Source organism: Azospirillum mesophilum, from assembly GCF_053470405.2.
The window spans coordinates 182,917-200,084 of sequence record NZ_JBPXMQ020000005.1; the positions used below are offsets into that span (position 1 = coordinate 182,917).

Annotated in this window: 16 protein-coding genes; 4 read left to right on the forward strand and 12 right to left on the reverse strand. The window is 70.9% G+C overall.

All coding sequences use genetic code 11. From position 1 onward, the window contains the following. Window positions 1-62 precede the first annotated feature (62 nt). Window positions 63-1,457 (forward strand): ATP-binding protein, encoded by a 1,395-nt coding sequence (locus ACSVC7_RS08000; RefSeq protein WP_448203583.1) that lies wholly within the window; start codon window positions 63-65, stop codon window positions 1,455-1,457. A 429-nt stretch (window positions 1,458-1,886) separates the two neighbouring features. On the opposite strand, the gene ACSVC7_RS08005 is transcribed toward ACSVC7_RS08000, so the two are convergent. Further along, complete coding sequence (locus ACSVC7_RS08005) at window positions 1,887-2,189, reverse strand: 4a-hydroxytetrahydrobiopterin dehydratase (protein ID WP_448203582.1); 303 nt, start codon at window positions 2,187-2,189, stop codon at window positions 1,887-1,889. A 101-nt stretch (window positions 2,190-2,290) separates the two neighbouring features. Between ACSVC7_RS08005 and ACSVC7_RS08010 the strand changes: the two genes are divergently transcribed. After that, window positions 2,291-2,701 carry a metallopeptidase family protein gene (locus ACSVC7_RS08010; protein ID WP_448203581.1) on the forward strand — a complete coding sequence of 137 codons (411 nt, stop codon included), beginning with the start codon at window positions 2,291-2,293 and terminating at the stop codon, window positions 2,699-2,701. Here ACSVC7_RS08010 and ACSVC7_RS08015 read toward each other — a convergent pair whose 3' ends face one another. Further along, window positions 2,702-3,292: a uracil-DNA glycosylase family protein gene (locus tag ACSVC7_RS08015; protein WP_448203580.1), complete on the reverse strand. Its 591-nt coding sequence runs from the start codon at window positions 3,290-3,292 to the stop codon at window positions 2,702-2,704. Then, the gene (cobB, locus tag ACSVC7_RS08020; RefSeq protein ID WP_448203745.1) at window positions 3,289-4,017 is read right to left on the reverse strand and encodes a Sir2 family NAD+-dependent deacetylase; all 729 of its coding nucleotides are present in this window, start codon (window positions 4,015-4,017) and stop codon (window positions 3,289-3,291) included. Before cobB ends, ACSVC7_RS08015 begins: the two co-directional genes overlap by 4 nt. A gap of 84 nt (window positions 4,018-4,101) precedes the next feature. On the opposite strand from cobB, the gene ACSVC7_RS08025 reads away from it, so the two are divergent. Beyond that, window positions 4,102-4,599 (forward strand): low molecular weight protein-tyrosine-phosphatase, encoded by a 498-nt coding sequence (locus tag ACSVC7_RS08025; RefSeq protein ID WP_448203579.1) that lies wholly within the window; start codon window positions 4,102-4,104, stop codon window positions 4,597-4,599. 83 nt (window positions 4,600-4,682) lie between these two features. After that, on the forward strand, window positions 4,683-5,894 hold the full coding sequence (locus ACSVC7_RS08030; protein WP_448203578.1) for a sensor histidine kinase: 1,212 nt from the start codon (window positions 4,683-4,685) through the stop codon (window positions 5,892-5,894). On the opposite strand, the gene ACSVC7_RS08035 is transcribed toward ACSVC7_RS08030, so the two are convergent. The 9 genes from ACSVC7_RS08035 to ACSVC7_RS08075 all read right to left on the reverse strand — a co-directional run bounded on the left by ACSVC7_RS08035 (window position 5,891) and on the right by ACSVC7_RS08075 (window position 17,107). After that, a complete protein-coding gene (locus ACSVC7_RS08035; protein WP_448203577.1) occupies window positions 5,891-6,088 on the reverse strand; it encodes a DUF1127 domain-containing protein in 198 nt (65 codons plus the stop codon). The genes ACSVC7_RS08030 and ACSVC7_RS08035 overlap by 4 nt on opposite strands. 114 nt (window positions 6,089-6,202) lie before the next feature. Then, entirely contained in the window at window positions 6,203-7,087 is an 885-nt protein-coding gene (gene gcvA, locus ACSVC7_RS08040) for a transcriptional regulator GcvA (RefSeq protein ID WP_448203576.1), read from the reverse strand. A gap of 110 nt (window positions 7,088-7,197) precedes the next feature. Continuing rightward, window positions 7,198-7,521, reverse strand: coding sequence for a thioredoxin TrxA (trxA, locus tag ACSVC7_RS08045; RefSeq protein ID WP_448203575.1), 324 nt, complete (start codon window positions 7,519-7,521; stop codon window positions 7,198-7,200). Between the two features lie 200 nt (window positions 7,522-7,721). Beyond that, entirely contained in the window at window positions 7,722-11,210 is a 3,489-nt protein-coding gene (gene addA, locus ACSVC7_RS08050) for a double-strand break repair helicase AddA (protein ID WP_448203574.1), read from the reverse strand. 151 nt (window positions 11,211-11,361) lie between these two features. Continuing rightward, the gene (addB, locus tag ACSVC7_RS08055; protein WP_448203573.1) at window positions 11,362-14,331 is read right to left on the reverse strand and encodes a double-strand break repair protein AddB; all 2,970 of its coding nucleotides are present in this window, start codon (window positions 14,329-14,331) and stop codon (window positions 11,362-11,364) included. A 10-nt stretch (window positions 14,332-14,341) separates the two neighbouring features. Then, entirely contained in the window at window positions 14,342-15,055 is a 714-nt protein-coding gene (locus ACSVC7_RS08060) for a nucleotidyltransferase family protein (RefSeq protein WP_448203572.1), read from the reverse strand. Window positions 15,056-15,087: 32 nt separating this feature from the next. Then, window positions 15,088-16,104, reverse strand: a complete 1,017-nt coding sequence (locus ACSVC7_RS08065) for an aminoglycoside phosphotransferase family protein (protein WP_448203571.1) — start codon at window positions 16,102-16,104, stop codon at window positions 15,088-15,090. Beyond that, window positions 16,101-16,610, reverse strand: a complete 510-nt coding sequence (gene tsaE, locus ACSVC7_RS08070; RefSeq protein ID WP_448203570.1) for a tRNA (adenosine(37)-N6)-threonylcarbamoyltransferase complex ATPase subunit type 1 TsaE — start codon at window positions 16,608-16,610, stop codon at window positions 16,101-16,103. Before tsaE ends, ACSVC7_RS08065 begins: the two co-directional genes overlap by 4 nt. A 116-nt stretch (window positions 16,611-16,726) precedes the next feature. Further along, entirely contained in the window at window positions 16,727-17,107 is a 381-nt protein-coding gene (locus ACSVC7_RS08075; protein ID WP_448203569.1) for a hypothetical protein, read from the reverse strand. Window positions 17,108-17,168: the final 61 nt, after the last annotated feature.

Below are 17,168 nucleotides of genomic sequence, written 5' to 3' on the forward strand. Positions count from 1 at the left end.
CTTGATCGCGAATGCACGCACGGCGTATAAGATCACAACGATGATCTTTTTCGCGAGACGCCATGCGGGCCTTCGGCGAACGGGATGCGGTGGACCGTCTGGCGCTCGACAATCCGTGGTGGGGCGGCGGCTGGACGGAGGGTGAGACCACGGCCTTGCCCCGGCGGGCCTTCTTCGACGCCTTCCTGCGCCGGCTCGGGAGGCTGGAGCCCGGCACGCCGCTGGTTCTGGCCGGCCCCCGGCGCGTCGGCAAGACGGTGCTGGTCCGGCAGGCGATCCAGCGTCTTCTGGAAACCGGCACCCCCGCAGGCTCCATCGCCTACGCCAGCTTGGACGCACCGGCCGTGCAGGGGCTTCCGCTCGACCGGCTGGTCGCCGCGCTGCGGGAGCGGGCGGAGGGGCCAGGGCTGGTCATCCTCGACGCCATCCACCACGCGCGGGATTGGGGCACGCACCTGCCGGTCATCGCCGCCGCGCACCCGGACGCGCGGATCGTCGCCGTCTCCAGCGGCGGCGCGCGGCGGGAGACTCCGGCGGGCTGCGCCGAATTCATTCTCCCGCCGCTGACCTTCGCCGAATATCTCCGCCTGACCGGGGCCGAGCGCGAGCTGATCGAGCCGATGTTCTTCGGCAAGGGCACGCCGATGTACGTCGTGCACGATGTCGCGGCGCTGAACGCGCGCTTCCTCCACTACATCAACGGCGGTGGTTTCCCGGAAGCCGTGCTGCTGCGCCCGTCCCAGGGCGACGGTGCGCGGCATCTGCGGACGGAGGTGCTGGGCGCGCTGCTGCACCAGGACCTGCCGGGGCTCGCCGGTATCGGCGGCACGGCGGAGCTGAACGCGCTGTTCCTGCTGCTGGCCCGCAACACGGGGCGGGAGGTCTCCATCGAGGCCATCGCCGAGCAGGCGGGCATCGCCAAGAACACCATCCGCCGCTACCTCGATTACCTGGAGGCGTCCTTCCTGATCGTCCGCATGGCGCGGGTGCATCCGGAGGGCGGGCGCTTCCAGCGCATGCGGACCTTCAAAATCCACCTGACCACCCCCTGCCTCTACGCCGCCCTGTTCGGTCCGGTAGGGGCAGAGGATCCGGTGCTGCCCGCCCTGGCCGAGAGCGCGGTGATCGGCCAATGGCTGGCCTCGCCGGAACGGGCACGGCTGCACTACGCCCGCCTGCCGGAGGGGCCGGTGGATCTCGTGTCCCTCTCCGCGGGGAGCGGCCGGCCCTCCTGGGCCTGCGCGCTGGCGGGAACCGACGACGCGGTGAGCGATTCCGTTACGATCAACGGACTGATCCAACTCGCGAAGCGCAACGCGCCCCTGCGCTGGGTGGGGGCGACCACCCGCACGCAAGCCGCCCTGAAGACCCACGACGGCGTCGAGGTCTGGCACCGCCCCGCCAGCCAATACTGCTACGAAGTCGGCCGCCGCGTGGCGGACGAGGTGGGGGTGTAGCATTGGATCAGTGAAATGATCCTAAAAGTCCGCATTCTAACAATGAGTTACCGTCATCCCCGCCTTCGCGTTACGGCATGCACGAATGTTGCGTTGCGAGAAATGGGCGGAGGTAGGAGAAGCCCTTCTCCCCTTGGGGGAGAAGGGTTGGGATGAGGGGTCGTTACGCCCGGCAGGGCGGAAAACAACCAACTTCCGGCCCCTCGCGGGAACTCCGTTCCCGCTGACGGCGTCAGGCGAATGGCTTAGCATTCGCCGAGAGCCGGCTGCGCCGGCGCCACCCTCACCCCAACCCCTCTCCCCTCAAGGGAGAGGGGCTTTTTGGCGCTAAATCAGCTACTTACCGCACCAGCGAAATCTGTGCATCCCGTAGCGCGCAGGCGGGGATGACGATGAAAACGTGCCGCTTCCGCTGAAAACGGCAGTGAGTCAGCGACCGTTGCTCGGGGCGAGCTGGTCCAGGCGGTGGGCGAAGTCGATGTCGGCCTGGGTCAGGCCGTCCACGGCGCGGGTGCTCAGGATCACCTCGACGCGGCCCATGTCGTTGAACCATTCGGGATGGTGGTTGGTGCGCTCGGCCAGCAGGGCGACCTGGCTCATGAAGCCCCAGGCGGTGGGGAAATCGGGGAAGTGGTAGGTCTTGCGGATCGCGTCGCGCTCCAGCACCTCCGTCCAGCCGTGCAGTTCCTTCAGCGCGGTCTGCCGCTTGGCGCCCACCAGCTTGTCCGACATGGAACGTTCCCCCCTTCGGTGATTGGCACAGTTTGGATCAAACGTGGATCCCGGTTTACCGCCGCTTGGCCCCGGCGGCAAGGGGCGCTACCTTTCCTGGCATGAACCGCAAACCGGCCCAGACCCACACCACCCCGCCCTCCATGCCCGACCTTGAGCGCATGGCCGAGGCGGCGCTGGAAACCATCCCGCGGGAGCTTCTGGCCCCCGTCGGCAACCTCGTCATCCATGTGGAGGATTTCCCCGACGAGGAGACCGAGCGCGAGATGGAGCTGGAAAGCCCCTTCGACCTGCTGGGCCTCTACCGGGGCGTGGACCTGACGCGGCAGAGCGTCGTGGACCTGCGCACCGGCCCCGACATGATCTTCCTCTACCGCCGCCCCATCCTGGATTACTGGTGCGAGACGGGCGAAGACCTGTTCGCCATCGTCCGCCACGTCCTGATCCACGAGATCGGCCACCATTTCGGCCTGTCCGACGAGGATATGGAGCGCATCGAGAATATGGACTGATCAGCCGTCCAGCGCGGCGGCGACATGGCGGCGGAGCGCCGGGACCAGTTCCGCCTCGAACCAGGGGTTCTTCTTCAGCCAGGCGGTGTTGCGCCAGCTCGGGTGGGGCAGGGGCAGGAAGCCCGGCAGATACTCGCGCCAGGCGGCCACCGTGTCGGTCATGGTGCGCTTGCGGCGGTCGCCCAGGTAATAGGCCTGCGCGTACTGGCCGATCAGCAGCGTCAGCCGCACGCCGGTGAGAGCCGCGCGGAGGGGTGGGTGCCACAGCGGGGCGCATTCCGGGCGCGGCGGGTAGTCGCCGCCCTTGGGCGCCGTGCCGGGGTAGCAGAGCCCCATAGGCACCACGGCGATGCGCGATTCGTCGTAGAAGGCCGCCCGGTCCATGGCGAGCCACTGGCGCAGCCGGTCGCCGGACGGGTCGTTCCAGGGAATGCCCGTGGCGTGCACCCGCGCGCCGGGCGCCTGCCCGACGATCAGGAGGCGCGCGGCCGGGCTTCCGCGCAGCACCGGGCGGCAGCCGTGCGGCAGCGTCGCCTCGCACAGGCGGCAGGCGCGCGCACGCTCGAAAAGGGCTTGCAGGTCGTCGTTCAAAGGCGAAGCAGCGTTTCCACGAAGGCCGGCACCACCTCCGTCGCGGGGCCGTTGATCGTCTCCGTGAACAGGCTGGCGCCGAGGGAGGGTTCCAGGTTCAGCTCCACCGCCAGGGCGCCGGCGTTCCGCGCCTCCGCCACGAAGCCGGCGGCGGGGTAGACGTTGCCCGAGGTGCCGATGGAAATGAACAGGTCGCAGGCCCCCAGCTCACGGTAGATCCGGTCCATCTGGTAGGGCATCTCGCCGAACCAGACCACGTCCGGCCGCATGCCGCCCTTGCGGCCGCAGGTGGGGCAGACGTCCTCCACCGACAGGTCGCCGGTCCAGGGCTCCACCGTGCGGCAGTGCCGGCAGAAGACCTTCATCAGCTCCCCATGCATGTGGATCAGGCTTTGGGAGCCGGCGCGCTCGTGCAGGTCGTCGATGTTCTGGGTGACCAGCAGCAGCCTGCCCTTCCAGGCCTTCTCCAGCGCCACCAGCGCCGCGTGGGCGGCGTTCGGCTGGACCTCCGGGTCGAGCAGGCCGCGCCGACGGTCGTTGTAGAAGCGGTGGACCAGCGCCGGGTCGCGGGCGAAGCCCTCCGGCGTCGCGACGTCCTCCAGGTCCACCTTGGCCCAGATGCCGTCGGCGCAGCGGAAGGTGTCGAGGCCGGATTCCTTGGAAATTCCGGCGCCGGTCAGGATGACGATGGAGTCGGTCGGCTTCAGCTGGTTGGTGATCGGCATGTCGGTGGTCGGCATGGGCGCCCTGGCGGGTTCGGGGGAAGGCTGGTACATCGGCTCCTCCGAACGAAAGAGGAGGGAGCCGGCGTGGTCAAGGTCCTGTTCGTGTGCACGGGCAACATCTGCCGGTCGCCCACCGCCGAAGGTGTGTTCCGCCATCTGGTAAAGCAAGCCGGGCTGGAGCACCGCATCGTTGCCGACTCGGCCGGCACCCACAGCTATCATGTGGGGGAGCCGCCCGACCCGCGCAGCCAGCGCGCCGCCCGGGCGCGCGGGGTGGACCTGTCGGATCTCCGCGCCCGCAAGGTGACGGCCCGCGACTTTGCCGATTTCGATCTTATCCTGGCGATGGACCGCAGCCACCTGACGCAGCTGCGCCGCATGGCACTGCCGGACGGCGCCGCGACCGTCGCGCTGTTCCTGGACCACGCCCCCGACGCGCCGACCCGCGAGGTGCCGGACCCCTATTACGGCGAGTCGCTGCACTTCACCGAGGTGCTGGATCTCTGCGAGGCCGGGGCGCTTGGCCTGCTCGACCACATCCGGCGGGAATTCCTGCCGGTTGAGTCCGGCGCCTCTTCGTAACCCGGCGCAGCACATCGCGTCTCGCTGAGCGGTGTGCGGATGGGGTATGGTGACGCTCTCAACCCCTGGGAGCGGTTCTTCCCATGTCCAGCCTTCCCCCGTCCAGCCTTCCCATGTCCAGCCCGGCTGGCGTCCTCGACGGGGTCGCCCTGTTCGAGTCCTTCACGCCCGACGAGCGGGACGCCGTCGCCGCGCGCGGCCGCCTGCTGCAACTGCCGGCCGGCACCGTGCTGATGCGCGAGGGCGACGACGCCGACGCGCTCTACGTCCTGCTGGAAGGCACGGTGCGGGTGGTGCGCGCCGACGCGGTGGGCAATCTGGTGGAGGTCGGCTTCCGCCTGACCGGCGAATGCTTCGGCGAGATGGCGCTGATCGACGGTGGCCTGCGCTCCGCCACCGTGATCGCCGCCACGAAGGTGCGCGTGTTCGAACTGGAGCGCGAGTCCTTCATGGAGGTGATGGCCCAGGCCCCCAGCCTGATGACCAAGCTGCTGCGCGAACTCAGCCGCAAGATCCGCGACGTGTCGGAGCGGGTGGTGCGCGAGGATCTGGAGCGCCGGACCCGCGCGGCGGAGGCCGAACTGGCCCGCCACCGCGCCATCACCCAGGCGGTCACCGGGCTGGCGCACGAGATGAACACGCCGCTCGGCATCTGCGTCACCGCCGCCAGCCATGTGCAGGAACTGGCCGAATCACGGGCGCCGTCGCTGAAGGACTCGGCGGCGCTCCTCGTGTCCAACCTCGACCGGGCGGTGCGGCTGGTCCAGGCCTTCACCGCCATCGCCGCCTGCCACCACGCCGAACCGCTGGAAACACTGGACATCCAGGGGGTAACCGAACAGGCCGCGGCCCTTTTCGCCATGGAACGGCCGGACGCACCCATCCTGATCCGGACCACGGTGGACGGACCCTGCCCCTGGGTCGGTTACCGCACCCATCTGGAACGGGCGCTCTGCCAGCTGTTCTCCAACGCGGCGGCGCACGCCTACCCCAAGGGGACTTTTCCGGAAGGCGCCGGGGGAAACCTCGTGGAGGTGGAGATCGAGCCCGATGCCCTGGACGGCAAGCCGGCCTGGCGCCTGACCATCCGCGACCGCGGCGTCGGCATCCCGGAAGACGCTCTGCCCAAGCTGACCGACGCCTTCTACACCACGGCGCGCGGGCGTGGGCACAAGGGGCTGGGGCTGACCATCGCCTTCAACACGGTGACCGGCCCGCTGGGCGGCCGCATGCAGGTCGACAGCGCCCCCGGCGTCGGCACCACCGTTATCCTTACGGTTCCGCAGGAACTTTAACGCTTCCAGAAGGGTTTCTGCGCCTCCGCCAGCGCGTCGTAGCGGGTGATGCCGATGTCCCGCAGCTCGTGGTCGGTGAGGGACAGCAGCTCGGCGCGCTCGCGGCGTTGCCGCCACAGCTGGGCGAACCAGGCGAGGAGCGGTCGCGTGACGAGCAGGCGGGGAAGGAAGCGGGGAAGGATCTGAACGGCCATGGGATCGCCTCCGGCGGCGGGGTGGACCGGATGCCAGCATCCGCCGCCGCCGGGGAGCCGGCAAACGAGACCTCCTCACGGTCGGGTGAGGGGATTTCACCCGGAGGGCTTTGCCTATCGCTTCTGCGTGAACTCCGCGCGCATCCAGGCGCGGAAGGCCGCGACCTCCGGCCGGCGGAGGCTGTCGCGGGAGGTTACCAGCCACCAGGCGCCGCGGGCGCGCAGGCGCGGCGCCGCCACCTCGACCAGCGTGCCGGCCTCCAGCTCCGGATCGACGGTCGGGCGCCGGCCGATGGCGACGCCCAGGCCGCGCACCGCCGCGTCCATCGCCATGTGGATGGCGTCGAAGCGCAACCCGCCGGCCACGGCCGACGGCGGCAGGCCGGCGGACTCGGCCCAGGCGGTCCAGTCCTCCGTCACGTCGGCGACGTGCAGCAGCGGCATGCCGGCGAGGTCGGCGGGGGAGGTGATCCGCGCGGCCAGCGCGGGGGCGGCCACGGGAACCAAGTCCTCCTCCAGCAGCTTCATAGCAGCCAGCCCCGGCCAGGGACCCCGGCCGATGCGGATGCCCACATCGATGCCGTCGCGCGGGAACTCCACCACGCGGTGGGAGGTGTCGAGGCTGACGGTGATGGTCGGGTGCCGCTCCCGGAAGGCGGGCAGGCGGGGGATCAGCCAGCGCAGCGCGAAGGTCGGCGCCGCGCTGACCGACAGGCGTCCGCTGGGCGTTCGGCCCGGCACGCTTTCGGTCGCCAGCGCCAGCCCGTGCAGCGCGTCGCGCACGCGCGGCAGGTAGGCCTGGCCCGCCGGGGTCAGCGACAGGCTGCGGTTGCCGCGCAGGAACAGCGGCACGCCCAGCCACTCCTCCAGCGTCTGGATGCCATGGCTGACGGCGCTTGGGGTCAGGTGCAGCTCTTCCGCCGCCGCCTTGAAGCTGAGGTGGCGGCCGGCGGCCTCGAACAGGCGGAGGGTGTTGAGCGGCGGCAGACGGTAGGCCATGGCCTTGCAGTCTGCGGGCAGCGCGTCGCCGCCGCAAGGGCCGGGCTCGCGATGGAAAGCAAAAAGCCCCGCCGGGGGCGGGGCTTTTCGGGAAACCGGTGCGGCTGGGGTCAGATCGACGAGTCGACCCAGCTGTACAGCGCGGTCTTCGGCAGGGCGCCGATCTTCGTGGCGGCGACCTGGCCACCCTTGAAGATCATCAGCGTCGGGATGCCGCGCACGCCGTACTTGGTCGGGGTGCCGGGGTTGTCGTCGATGTTCAGCTTCGCGACCGTCACCTTGCCGCCGTATTCCTTGGCGAGGTCGTCGAGCGCCGGAGCGATCATCTTGCAGGGGCCGCACCACTCCGCCCAGAAATCGACCAGGACCGGACCGTCAGCCTTCAGGACGTCCTGCTCGAAGCTGTCGTCGGTGACCTTGATGGGGTTGCTCATGTGACCTCTTGCCTGGGTTCAGGGGTGCCGCCGTGTGTCATGTCCAGCCGGCGGCGGTCCTCTGCCTATCGGTGGAATTCGCCAAAATGTATGACCGACCCCCCACGCCGGTCAAGCCGGGCCGCATTGCGGTCCCGTCAACCCGGACCCCCGGCCCAAATCCAGATATGGATTCGGACCGGGATCAGGTTCGTAGAACGTTACGACAGGTCCAAAAGTTCCGCGGGAAGCTCCATCAGGAACGGCCCGTCGGTCCACAGCAGGACGCAGCGCACCCGCTTGCCCGGATAAACGGCGGTCATCGCGCCGCGATAGGCGGCCATCTGGCGGCGGTAGACGGTCGGAACCTCCTCCACCCGGCGGGGCGGCGGGCGGTTGGTCTTGTAGTCGACGATCCACACCGTGTCGCCCTCCACCACCAGCCGGTCGATCTGGCCGGACAGGGCGCGGCCGGCCACCACGCCGACCACCGGAACCTCCGCGCGGGAGTTGGGGCCGAACAGATGGGCGAAGTCCGGGTTGTTCACCACGGCCATCGTTTCGGAAGCGATTTCGTCCTGCCGTTCCAAGGGCAGATCGTGCGCCGGGCGGGCGAGGAAGCGGCGGCAGGCGGCCTCCCGCGCGTCCGGCGGCAGGTCGGGCAGGGTCTGCATCAGCCGGTGGACGAGCAGCCCGCGCTTGAAGCGCGCCCCGTCATCCTCGCCGAGGGGGGAGCGCACCGCCGGCTCGTCCCCATCGGGGCGGGAGGGGGTGAGGGGGCGGGAGGGTTCCGGCTCCTCCGGGGCTCGGGCGGTCAGCCAGGGCTCCGGCGCGTGGGCGGCCAGGACGCGGCCGGCCCCGGCGCCGTCCGGCTTGGCCGCGGCGGTCTGCGGGTCGTGCAGGCGCCAGCCGTCGCCGGTCCAGCCGTCGGTCGGGCACAGCGTGGAGAAGTCGAAGGCGTGCTGGACGCCGATCTCCCCCATCGCGGCCTCGATCAGCTTGTACCAGCAGCTGTCCGACGGCTCCCGCTTGCCCTGGTAGCCGCAGACGTAGAGCCGGTCCTCGGCGCGGGTCAGCGCGACGTAGAGAAGGCGGCGGTATTCCTGGTCGCGGCGGCGGTTGGCGCGGGCGCGCGCGTCGGCGCACAGCGCGTCCTCCTGGGTGCGGCGCGCGGCGAACAGGGGGATCTCGCAGCCCTCGTCCGGCCACAGGATCGGCGGGCTCTGCGCCGGGGTGCCCAGCGTGTCGGGCAGGAAGACGATGGGCGCCTGCAAGCCCTTGGAGCCGTGCACCGTCATGATGCGGACGCGCCCGCCGCCCTGTTCCAGCTCGCGCTTGATCTCCGCGTCGCTGGCGGCGAGCCAGGCGAGGAAGTTCTGCAGGGACGGCGGCTCGGTCTTTTCGAACGCCAGACAAACGGCCAGGAACTCGTCCAGGGGGTCCTGCGCGTCGGGGCCGAGCCGCTTCAGGATGGCGCGGCGGCCCGACCGGTCGTCGGCCGGGCAGGGGGCGGCGAGCAGGCCGGCGAACAGCTCGTAAGGCGCCAGGAAGTCGGTGCGGGCCAGCTGGTCGCCCAGGTAGCGGCGGGCCGGGCGGTAGGCCGGGTCCTGTTCCGCCTTCGCAACCAGCGCCTTCCACAGCGTGCCGCGCCGCCCGTGGGCGAGATGGAACAGCGCCTCCTCCGACAGGCCGATCAGCGGGCCTTTCAGGACGGTGGCGAGCGTCAGGTCGTCTTCCGGCAGCAGCAGGAATTCGGCCAGCGCCATCAGGTCCATGACCGCCAGCTGTTCGGTCAGCACCATGCGGTCGACGCCGGCCACGGGCACGGCGCGGTCCTTCAGCGCGCGGACCAGTTCGGTGACGAAGCTGGTGCGGCGGCGGACCAGCACCATCACATCGCCGGGTTGGATCGGCCGCCCGCGCGATTCCAGCGTCTCGCCCCGCTCCGTCCAGTCGCGGATCGTGTCGGCGATGACGGCGGCGAGGCGCGCCGAGGGCGAATCGGCGGCCTCGCGCTCCACCGGCGGCGCCCAGGCGGGCGGGTCCTCGACCTCCGCAGGCTTCACCGGCGGCCACAGCTCGACCAAGCCCGCGTGGCCGCGCCGGAAGGCGCGGTGGCGGATGACGGGGCTCGTTTCGGAAGCGACACCATCCCTGGCCGTGTCCAGCCGGAACACCGCGTCCACGGCCTGGAGCACCGTGGCGGTGGAGCGGAAGGAGATGTCCAGGTCAACCGCCTGCCACGTCCGCTCGGCGGCCTCGGCGCGGGTCTGGAAATGGCGGCGCATGCGCGCGAACTCGGCGGGGTCGGCGCGCTGGAAGCTGAAGATCGACTGCTTCTCGTCGCCCACGGCGAAGACGGTGCGGGTGCTCTCCCCGCCGTCGCGGGCGCTGAGGCCGGCGAAGAATTCCTCCGCGATGGAGCCGACGACCTGCCACTGCTCCGGGTTGGTGTCCTGCGCCTCGTCGATCAGGATGTGGTCCAGCCCGCCGTCCAGCTTGAACAGCACCCAGGGCACGGCGGGAACCCCGTCCTTGCCGCGCAGCAGCGCGTTGGCCGACAGGATCAGGTCGTCGTAATCCAGCAGCGCCTTGGCCTTCTTCTTCGCCTCGTAGGCGTGCAGAAGCGCCTCGGCGAGCGTCAGCAGGGCGGTGGTGGAGGCGGCGACGCCGGCCGACTTCACCCGTTTCATCAGCGAAACGAGCCGTTCCGCCTCACGCTCCAGCGCCGTGACGGCGGCGGGGTAGGCGGTTGCCGGCTTCTTGGTGATCAGCGTCTTGCGCGGGCTGCCCTCGGCCGTCAGGAACAGGCGCATGTAGGCCTGGAAGGCGCGCACGCGGCTTTCAGCGGCGTCCAGCCACTGCTGGATGCCGATGCCGCGCTCCTCGTCTGTCTTGGTGCCGCCAGCGAGCGCCCGGCAGGCCTCCCGCAGGGTCGGCACGTCCAGAGCCTCGTCCGAACAGGCCTCGTGCAGGATGGAGGCTTCGGTTACGCCCGGCTCGACGCCCAGCGTGCGGTGAACCTCGTCGATGGCCCCGTCGAGCCCCTTGAACCGCTCGAAAATGCGCTGGATGCGACCGCGCTCGCTGGCGAGTTCGGCGAGGATGTCCGCGAACTCCTCCGCGTTCAGGTCGGCGGTCAGGCGGGCCATCGCCTTGCCGAGCGGTGTGTCCGGCGCGGCGCGGCCGGCGTGCAGCACCTCGTCCCGCGCCTCGGTCAGCAGGCCGGCGGCGGTGCGCTCGTCCATCACCTCGAAATGCGGGGCGAGGCCGGCTTCCAGGGGGAAGCGGCGCAGCAACGACTGGCAGAAGGCGTGGATCGTCTGGATTTTCATGCCGCCCGGACAGTCCACCACCTGCGCGAACAGGCGGCGGGCGGCGGTGCGCGTCTCGGCGGTCGGACGCTCGCCGCAGAGGTCGAAGAGGCGGTCCTCCAGCCCGTCGTCGGGCAGGGTCGCCCAGATGCCCAGCGTGCGGTTGATGCGGATGGACATCTCCGCCGCCGCCGCCTTGGTGAAGGTCAGGCAGAGGATGCGCGCCGGCGGCGTTCCGGCCAGCATCAGCCGCAGCACCCGGTCGGTCAGCACCTTCGTCTTGCCGGACCCGGCCGACGCGCCGACCCACACGGAGGACAGCGGGTCGGACGCTTGGCGCTGCTTGACGTTGGGGTCGAGCGGCAGGTCGCGGATGGGGAAGTCGAGCTGGGTCATGGGCCGGTCGCTCCGGGGGAGGTGCGGGCGACGAGCCCCCTCCCCAACCCTCCCCCGCTTCGCGGGAGAGGGGGCCTGTTCCCCTCCACCGCCAATGGCGGGGGAGGGAGGGACCCACGCGCCAGCGTGGGAGGGAGGGGGCAAACGCGGCTCATCCCTCACCTCCTTCCCCACCGGCCGACCATTCCTGGACGCGGGCCAAGTGGGCGTAGTCGGTGTAGCGCGGGGCCATGGCGGGGCGGGGGCAGGAGCGGTAGGGGGTGTCGGGGTCGTCGAAGTGGCGGATCAGCTCCTCAAGGCCGGCGCGGGCGTCGGCGGCGAGCGTCGCCGGGTCGCCCTTCACGGGCTTCTCCTCGCCGGCCGGGTCGCCGCCGGACAGGCGCCAGAAGGCCAGCTCCGCGACCTTACCCGCTACCACGCCGCCGAAGCCGCCGGCCTCCGCGATCGCGGCTTCCAGGGGAAGCTGCGGGGCGAAGCCCAACTCGATCTCGCGGGTCGAGGGCGGGGTGCCGGTCTTGTAGTCGATCAGGATCAGCCCCTCGCCGGACGAGTCGATGCGGTCGGCCTTGGCGGTCAGCAGGAAGGGGCCGGCGGGGCCAGTCAGGGCCAGTTCGCCGGAAACCTCGGTCGCGAGCGGCTTCACCGTCAGGCGGCGGTCGCGCTCCAGACCGATGAACCACTCCGCGATGCGCTCGAAGCGCGGCCACCAGAAGGCCCAGACGTCGGGGTGGCTGTGCAGCAGCGGGCCGAAGGACTCGCGGCCAAGCTCCAGCAGGCGGTGCAGGGCATCGCCGGGCAGTGGGCCGGGATACTCGCGCACGAAGGCGTCGAGGGCCGCGTGGATGAACTGGCCGCGGTCGGCCGCCCCCGGATCGGCGGCGATGGGGTCCAGCTTGCGCAGGCGCAGCACATGCTCCGCGTAGATGGCGTAGGGGTCGCGCATCCAGCGCTCGATCTTGGTGACCGACAGCTTGCGCGGGCGGGCGGCGACCGGCGGGCGTGGTTCCGGGGGCGAAACGGGCCGCACGGCGTCGGGCTCGTCCAGCCCGTGCGCCCAGGCGAGCCAGGGTTCGCCCGCAAGGTCGATGCGGCCGTCCAGCCCCAACGCGCGCAGCACCGTTTCCAGGCGCAGCAGCCAGCGCGACGGCACGGTCGGCGTGCCGTCCACGCGCTCCGCACGGGTCAGCACCACCTGCGGGGCGCCGCAGGCATGGGTGAAGTCGTGGGCGGACAGACCAACCATGCGTTCCGGGCTGGGCAGGCCGAAGTCGCGGCGCATGGGGCGCGACATCCAGGGATCGGCGGCGGGGTCGGGCGGCCACGTGCCCTCGTTCAGCCCGCCGAGGATCATCAGGTCGAAATGCTGGAGGCGGGCCTCCATGGGGCCGAGGATCGACAGGCGCGGGTGCACACCGTACCGGGGGTACACGGGGCGCATGGCCATCAGCGCGTCGAGCAGGGCCGGGTAATCGGTGCCCGGAACCGCCGGGAAGCCGTCGGCGGCCTCCAGGAGTTCGTGAACGAAGCCCGCGGCCCCTTCACCGTCCTCCTGAAGCCAGAGGAACTTCTCTCCGGGGGCGTCCCGGCGGGCGGCCAGCTTTTCCGCGAAAGCGATGTGGGCGCGGACCAGATCGCCGATGGGGGCCTCGCTGAACAGCACCTCCATGAAGGGGGCGGCGAGCTGGGCGAGGTCTTGCAGCCAGTCCAGCAGGATCGCCCGCTGCTCCTCGTGCTCGAAACGCTCGGTGGCCTTCAGGGCGTTGATCAGGCCGCCGAAGCCCTCCGCCGGGCGGGGGCCGCGCAGGACGGTGCGTTCCAGCGCGCGGGCGGCGCTGCGGAAGTCGGCGGGGTCGCGCCCGCCGCTGGCCAGCGGATGCTTGGCGAGCGCCAGCAGAGCCAACGGGTGCGCGCGGCTGGCGGCGAGTTCGGCGGTCAGGCGCAGGTAGGTGCCGACGGCGGTGTGGACGAGCGGCTGGCCCGCCGAGTCGTTCACCGTGATGTCCCAGCGCGACAGCGCCATGGCGACCCGGCGTGCGAGGTTTCGGTCGGGCGTCACGAGCGCCGCGCGCTTCTCCGGAGTCTCCAGCGCGTGGCGCATCAGCAGGGCGATGACCGACGCTTCTTCCTCCGACGTCGGCGCGTCGATGCGGGTGAGGTTGGCGAGCGCGCGCTCGTCCAGCCCGTCCAGCTCCCGCCAGCTTTCGGTCGTGGCGGCGGGGCGCATGGCCTCCGCGATCAGGCGGGCGCGGGCCGCGCGCGGTTCCTCGGCATTGTTCCAGCCCCGAACCGATTCGCGCGTGGTGCCCAGCCGGTCCAGCAGATGGGCCAGCCCGTGCTGCGGGTGCGATTCGTCGCGGCGGATGGCGTCCCAGCTCGCCTCGTCGGCGTCCTGGTCCAGGCCGGGCAGAACGACGGCGCCCTGCGGCAGCCGCGCCACCACGGCCAGCAGGTCGGCGGACGCGGGGATGGAGCCGGTGGAGCCGGCGGCGATGACCAGCCCTTGCGGCGGCTCGGCGCGCCACAGGTCGGCTTGCGTCTTCAGCACGATGTTGCGGAGGTTGGCCGGATCGACCTCCTTCCCCTCGTCGAGGATGGCGGGCCAGTGCTCCGTGACGATCCGCAGGAACTCCAGCGTCACCTGCCAGTGCTGGGCGTAATCCTCCGGCACCAGGGAGCCGAGCTTGTCGAAGGCCACGCCCTCCGTCCAAACCGCGTCGATCAGCCGGCCGAGGTCGCCGCCCAGCCGGACCGCCTGGGTGGTGGTGGCCGACATCGGCGTACGCAGGATCAGCGTGGCGAGCTTCAGCTGGCGCTTCAGCCCGCCGATGGGTTCCGGCAGCTCCAGCGGGACGCCGGGCAACTCCTGCGAGGTCAGGCTCAGCGCGTCGGTGTCCAGCTCGCCCAGCGGCCTCATGCGCGGCAACAGCATCGGCCGCCCGCCGGACCGGCGCAGGAAGGCATCGCGCAGCGACAGGCAGGACCGGCGGGTGGGCAGCAGGACGGTCACGCCGGCCAGCGCCAGCGGGTCGTCGCCCACCCGCTCCACGATGCCGGCCGCCAGCGTGTCCACGAAGGACACGCCGAAGGGGATCGTGAAGACCTTTGGTTCCGGTCCGCTCATGCTTGCCATGTCAGGTGGTGACCACGGACACGTCGCTCATGGACAGCATCTCCTCCGCCTCCGTCAGGGCGTCGGGGGTGCCGATGTGGAACCACAGGCCGTCGTGGTTCAGGCCGAAGAGGCGCCCGGCCTCCTGCGCGCGGTTCCAGATCAGATTGGTGGAGAAGGCGCCGTCGGGCGTGTCGGCGGCGAACAGCTCCGGCTTCACGATCTGGACGCCGGCGTAGACGAAGGGGGCGATCTCCATCTCCGCGCGGCGGGTCAGCCGGCCCAGCGGGTCCATGTGGTAATCGCCGCGCCCGTCGTAGCCCACGGCCTTGGTCGTCGCCATGAGCAGGAGCAGCGCGTCCATCTCCTCCGGGTTCCAGTGGCGGGCCAGCCGGGCCAGCGCCGGGGACGGGCCGTCCAGCCACAGGATGTCGGCGTTGACCACGAAGATGGGGTCCGCGCCCAGCAGGGGCAGCGCCTTCTTCACGCCGCCGCCGGTTTCCAGCAGTACGTCTTCCGGCGACAGGGCGATGGCGGGCTTGCTGCGGGCCTTCAGATGCGCCGCGATCATGTCGCCCTTGTAATGGCTGTTGACCACGGCGGAGCGGACGCCGGCCTCCTCCAGCCGGTCGAGGGCATGGTCGAGCATCGGCTTGCCCAGCACGGGGATCAGCGGCTTCGGGCGCTCCAGCGTCAGCGGACGCATGCGCAGGCCGAGGCCGGCGGCCATCACCATCGCATTTTCAGGCATAAAATCAGACGGCATAATCAATCCGGCTCCGGAACGACGAAGTCCGCGCGGGTTCCCGGCGGCAGATGATGGGCGAACCAGTCGGCGACGGGGGCAAGCTCGGGCTTGGCGAGCTGCCCTTCCAGAAGCCGCCAGACACGCGGCAGGTGGACGAGGTAGCCGCGGCGGCGCTGCTGCACCGCCAGCCGCACGAAGATCGCGACGATGCGCGCGTGCCGCACCGCGCCCAGCACGGCGTAGGACCGGCGGAAGGCCTCCACGTCCAGGCCGGGGAAGGCGGCGGTGTAGCGGTCGAGCAGGCTTGCCGCCAGATCGGCGGGCACGTCGCGCCGCGCGTCCTCCAGCAGCGACACCAGATCGTAGGCGACGGGGCCGAGCCCGGCGCTCTGGTAGTCGATGAGGCCCGCCGCCCGGATGCCGGGCCGGGGCAGCCGCATCACGTTGTCCACATGATAGTCGCGCAGAAGCAGCGATTGCGGCCCCGCGCAGGCGCCGGGGATGACGGCGGCCCAGGCCGTTTCGAGGTCGGAAAGAGCCTTATCGGACAGGAGCTTTCCGGTCGCGGCGGGGACATAGACCTCCGCGAACAGGGCGACCTGCTGCGCGAACAGGGCGGCGTCGTAGACGGGCAGGCCGAGGCGCTGCGCCTCCTCCACGGGGAAGCGGCGGTGCAGCGCGATCAGGACATCGGTCGCCAGCTCATAAAGGGCGCGCTGGTCCTCCCCGGCCGCCAGCAGGCGCGACAGGGTGTCGTCGCCGAAATCCTCCTGAAGGGCGAGACCGGCCTCCACCTCCGCCGCCAGGATGTCGGGGACGGAGAAGCCGAGGCGGCCCAAGCTGTCGCCGATGGCGATGAAGGGGACCAGATCCTCGGCCGGGGCCGGTGTGTCCACCAGGATGACCGTGCCGCCCTCGGGCTTTTCCACACGCTCGTACCGGCGCGCGGAGGCGTCGCCGGCCAGCGGCTGGCGCTTGGCCGCTCCCAGCCCATGGCGGGCGAGGAAGGTGGCGATGGCGTCGGAACGGTCGCTCACGGCTGCTCCCGTTTGGACAGGTCGAGGGTGGACAGGTCGAGCGTGGACAGGCGCTGGCTCCAGGCGCCGTGGCCGACCAGTTGCGCCTGGCGGCTGGTCGGGCCGGTGAAAGTCAGGGTCAGGTCCAGGCGGTCGGCCGGCAGCAGCGGACCCAGCCGGTCCGGCCATTCCACCAGCAGAACGGCCTCCGCCCGCGCTTCGTCCCATCCGAGTTCCGTCACCTCGTCGGGGCCGGACAGGCGGTAGAGGTCGAAATGCCAGACGGGGCCGATGGCCGTCTCGTAGGTCTGCACCAGCGTGAAGGTGGGGGAGGGCACCTCCGCCTCCTCCTCCGTCACGGCGCGGATCAGGGCGCGGGACAGCGCCGTCTTCCCGGCGCCGAGATCCCCGCGCAGCGCCACGAGGTCGCCGGGCTTCAGCGCGGACGCCAGCCGGTGCGCGAGAGCGGCGGTTGCGGCCTCGTCGGGCAAGGGGATGGTGTGGACGGTGGTGATTGGTGGTGTCATGGCGCCGGATTGTGGGGGAACGGCGGCATCGCCCGCAAGCCGGAAAGGCGGGCTGCCGGCCGAGGTCACGGCGGTGACGGAAGCGGCGATGGAAGCGGTGGTGGAAAGGGGGCGGATCAGTGCCGCGTGCCGGTCTCCGCGCCGTCCGGCTTGTCCACCACGAGGCGCGGCGCCTTCTTGAAGTTCATGGTGATCATCAGCGTCAGGCTGTCGTTGATCAGATGCAGCATCTTGTCGGAATCGACCGGCAGCGGAACCTTGCGGCTCATGCAATAGGCGACCAGGGCCGCCGCCACCTCCGCCTCGTGCAGGACCATGCTGCGGTCGTCGCCCTCGTCCCCGGTGACCTGGATTCGCGTCTCCACGCCCTGGGCCGTGCGGTAGGTGACCTTGCCGACCGTGCCGCTGGGCAGCGGCTCGCGCATGCGGCGGCGCCGGTCCAGCACCGCCTTGACCACTTCCTGGTCGGTGAACACGAGGCAGCGAAGTTCCTTCATGGCGGGCAGCTCCGGCGGGCCGTTCGGCGAAAATTCTACCGCAGTATGACGCGCCTCTAAT

Bases quoted from the DNA above. Each gene is read 5' to 3' on its own strand.
- addA (WP_448203574.1), bottom strand. From the start codon at position 11,210: ATGACCCAGCTCGACTTCCCCATCCGCGACCTGCCGCTCGACCCCAAC.
- ACSVC7_RS08030 (WP_448203578.1), top strand. From the start codon at position 4,683: ATGTCCAGCCTTCCCCCGTCCAGCCTTCCCATGTCCAGCCCGGCTGGC.
- ACSVC7_RS08000 (WP_448203583.1), top strand. From the start codon at position 63: ATGCGGGCCTTCGGCGAACGGGATGCGGTGGACCGTCTGGCGCTCGAC.
- ACSVC7_RS08010 (WP_448203581.1), top strand. From the start codon at position 2,291: ATGAACCGCAAACCGGCCCAGACCCACACCACCCCGCCCTCCATGCCC.
- tsaE (WP_448203570.1), bottom strand. From the start codon at position 16,610: ATGACACCACCAATCACCACCGTCCACACCATCCCCTTGCCCGACGAG.
- addB (WP_448203573.1), bottom strand. From the start codon at position 14,331: ATGAGCGGACCGGAACCAAAGGTCTTCACGATCCCCTTCGGCGTGTCC.
- ACSVC7_RS08035 (WP_448203577.1), bottom strand. From the start codon at position 6,088: ATGGCCGTTCAGATCCTTCCCCGCTTCCTTCCCCGCCTGCTCGTCACG.
- ACSVC7_RS08060 (WP_448203572.1), bottom strand. From the start codon at position 15,055: ATGGTGATGGCCGCCGGCCTCGGCCTGCGCATGCGTCCGCTGACGCTG.
- ACSVC7_RS08005 (WP_448203582.1), bottom strand. From the start codon at position 2,189: ATGTCGGACAAGCTGGTGGGCGCCAAGCGGCAGACCGCGCTGAAGGAA.
- gcvA (WP_448203576.1), bottom strand. From the start codon at position 7,087: ATGGCCTACCGTCTGCCGCCGCTCAACACCCTCCGCCTGTTCGAGGCC.
- cobB (WP_448203745.1), bottom strand. From the start codon at position 4,017: ATGCCGATCACCAACCAGCTGAAGCCGACCGACTCCATCGTCATCCTG.
- ACSVC7_RS08075 (WP_448203569.1), bottom strand. From the start codon at position 17,107: ATGAAGGAACTTCGCTGCCTCGTGTTCACCGACCAGGAAGTGGTCAAG.
- trxA (WP_448203575.1), bottom strand. From the start codon at position 7,521: ATGAGCAACCCCATCAAGGTCACCGACGACAGCTTCGAGCAGGACGTC.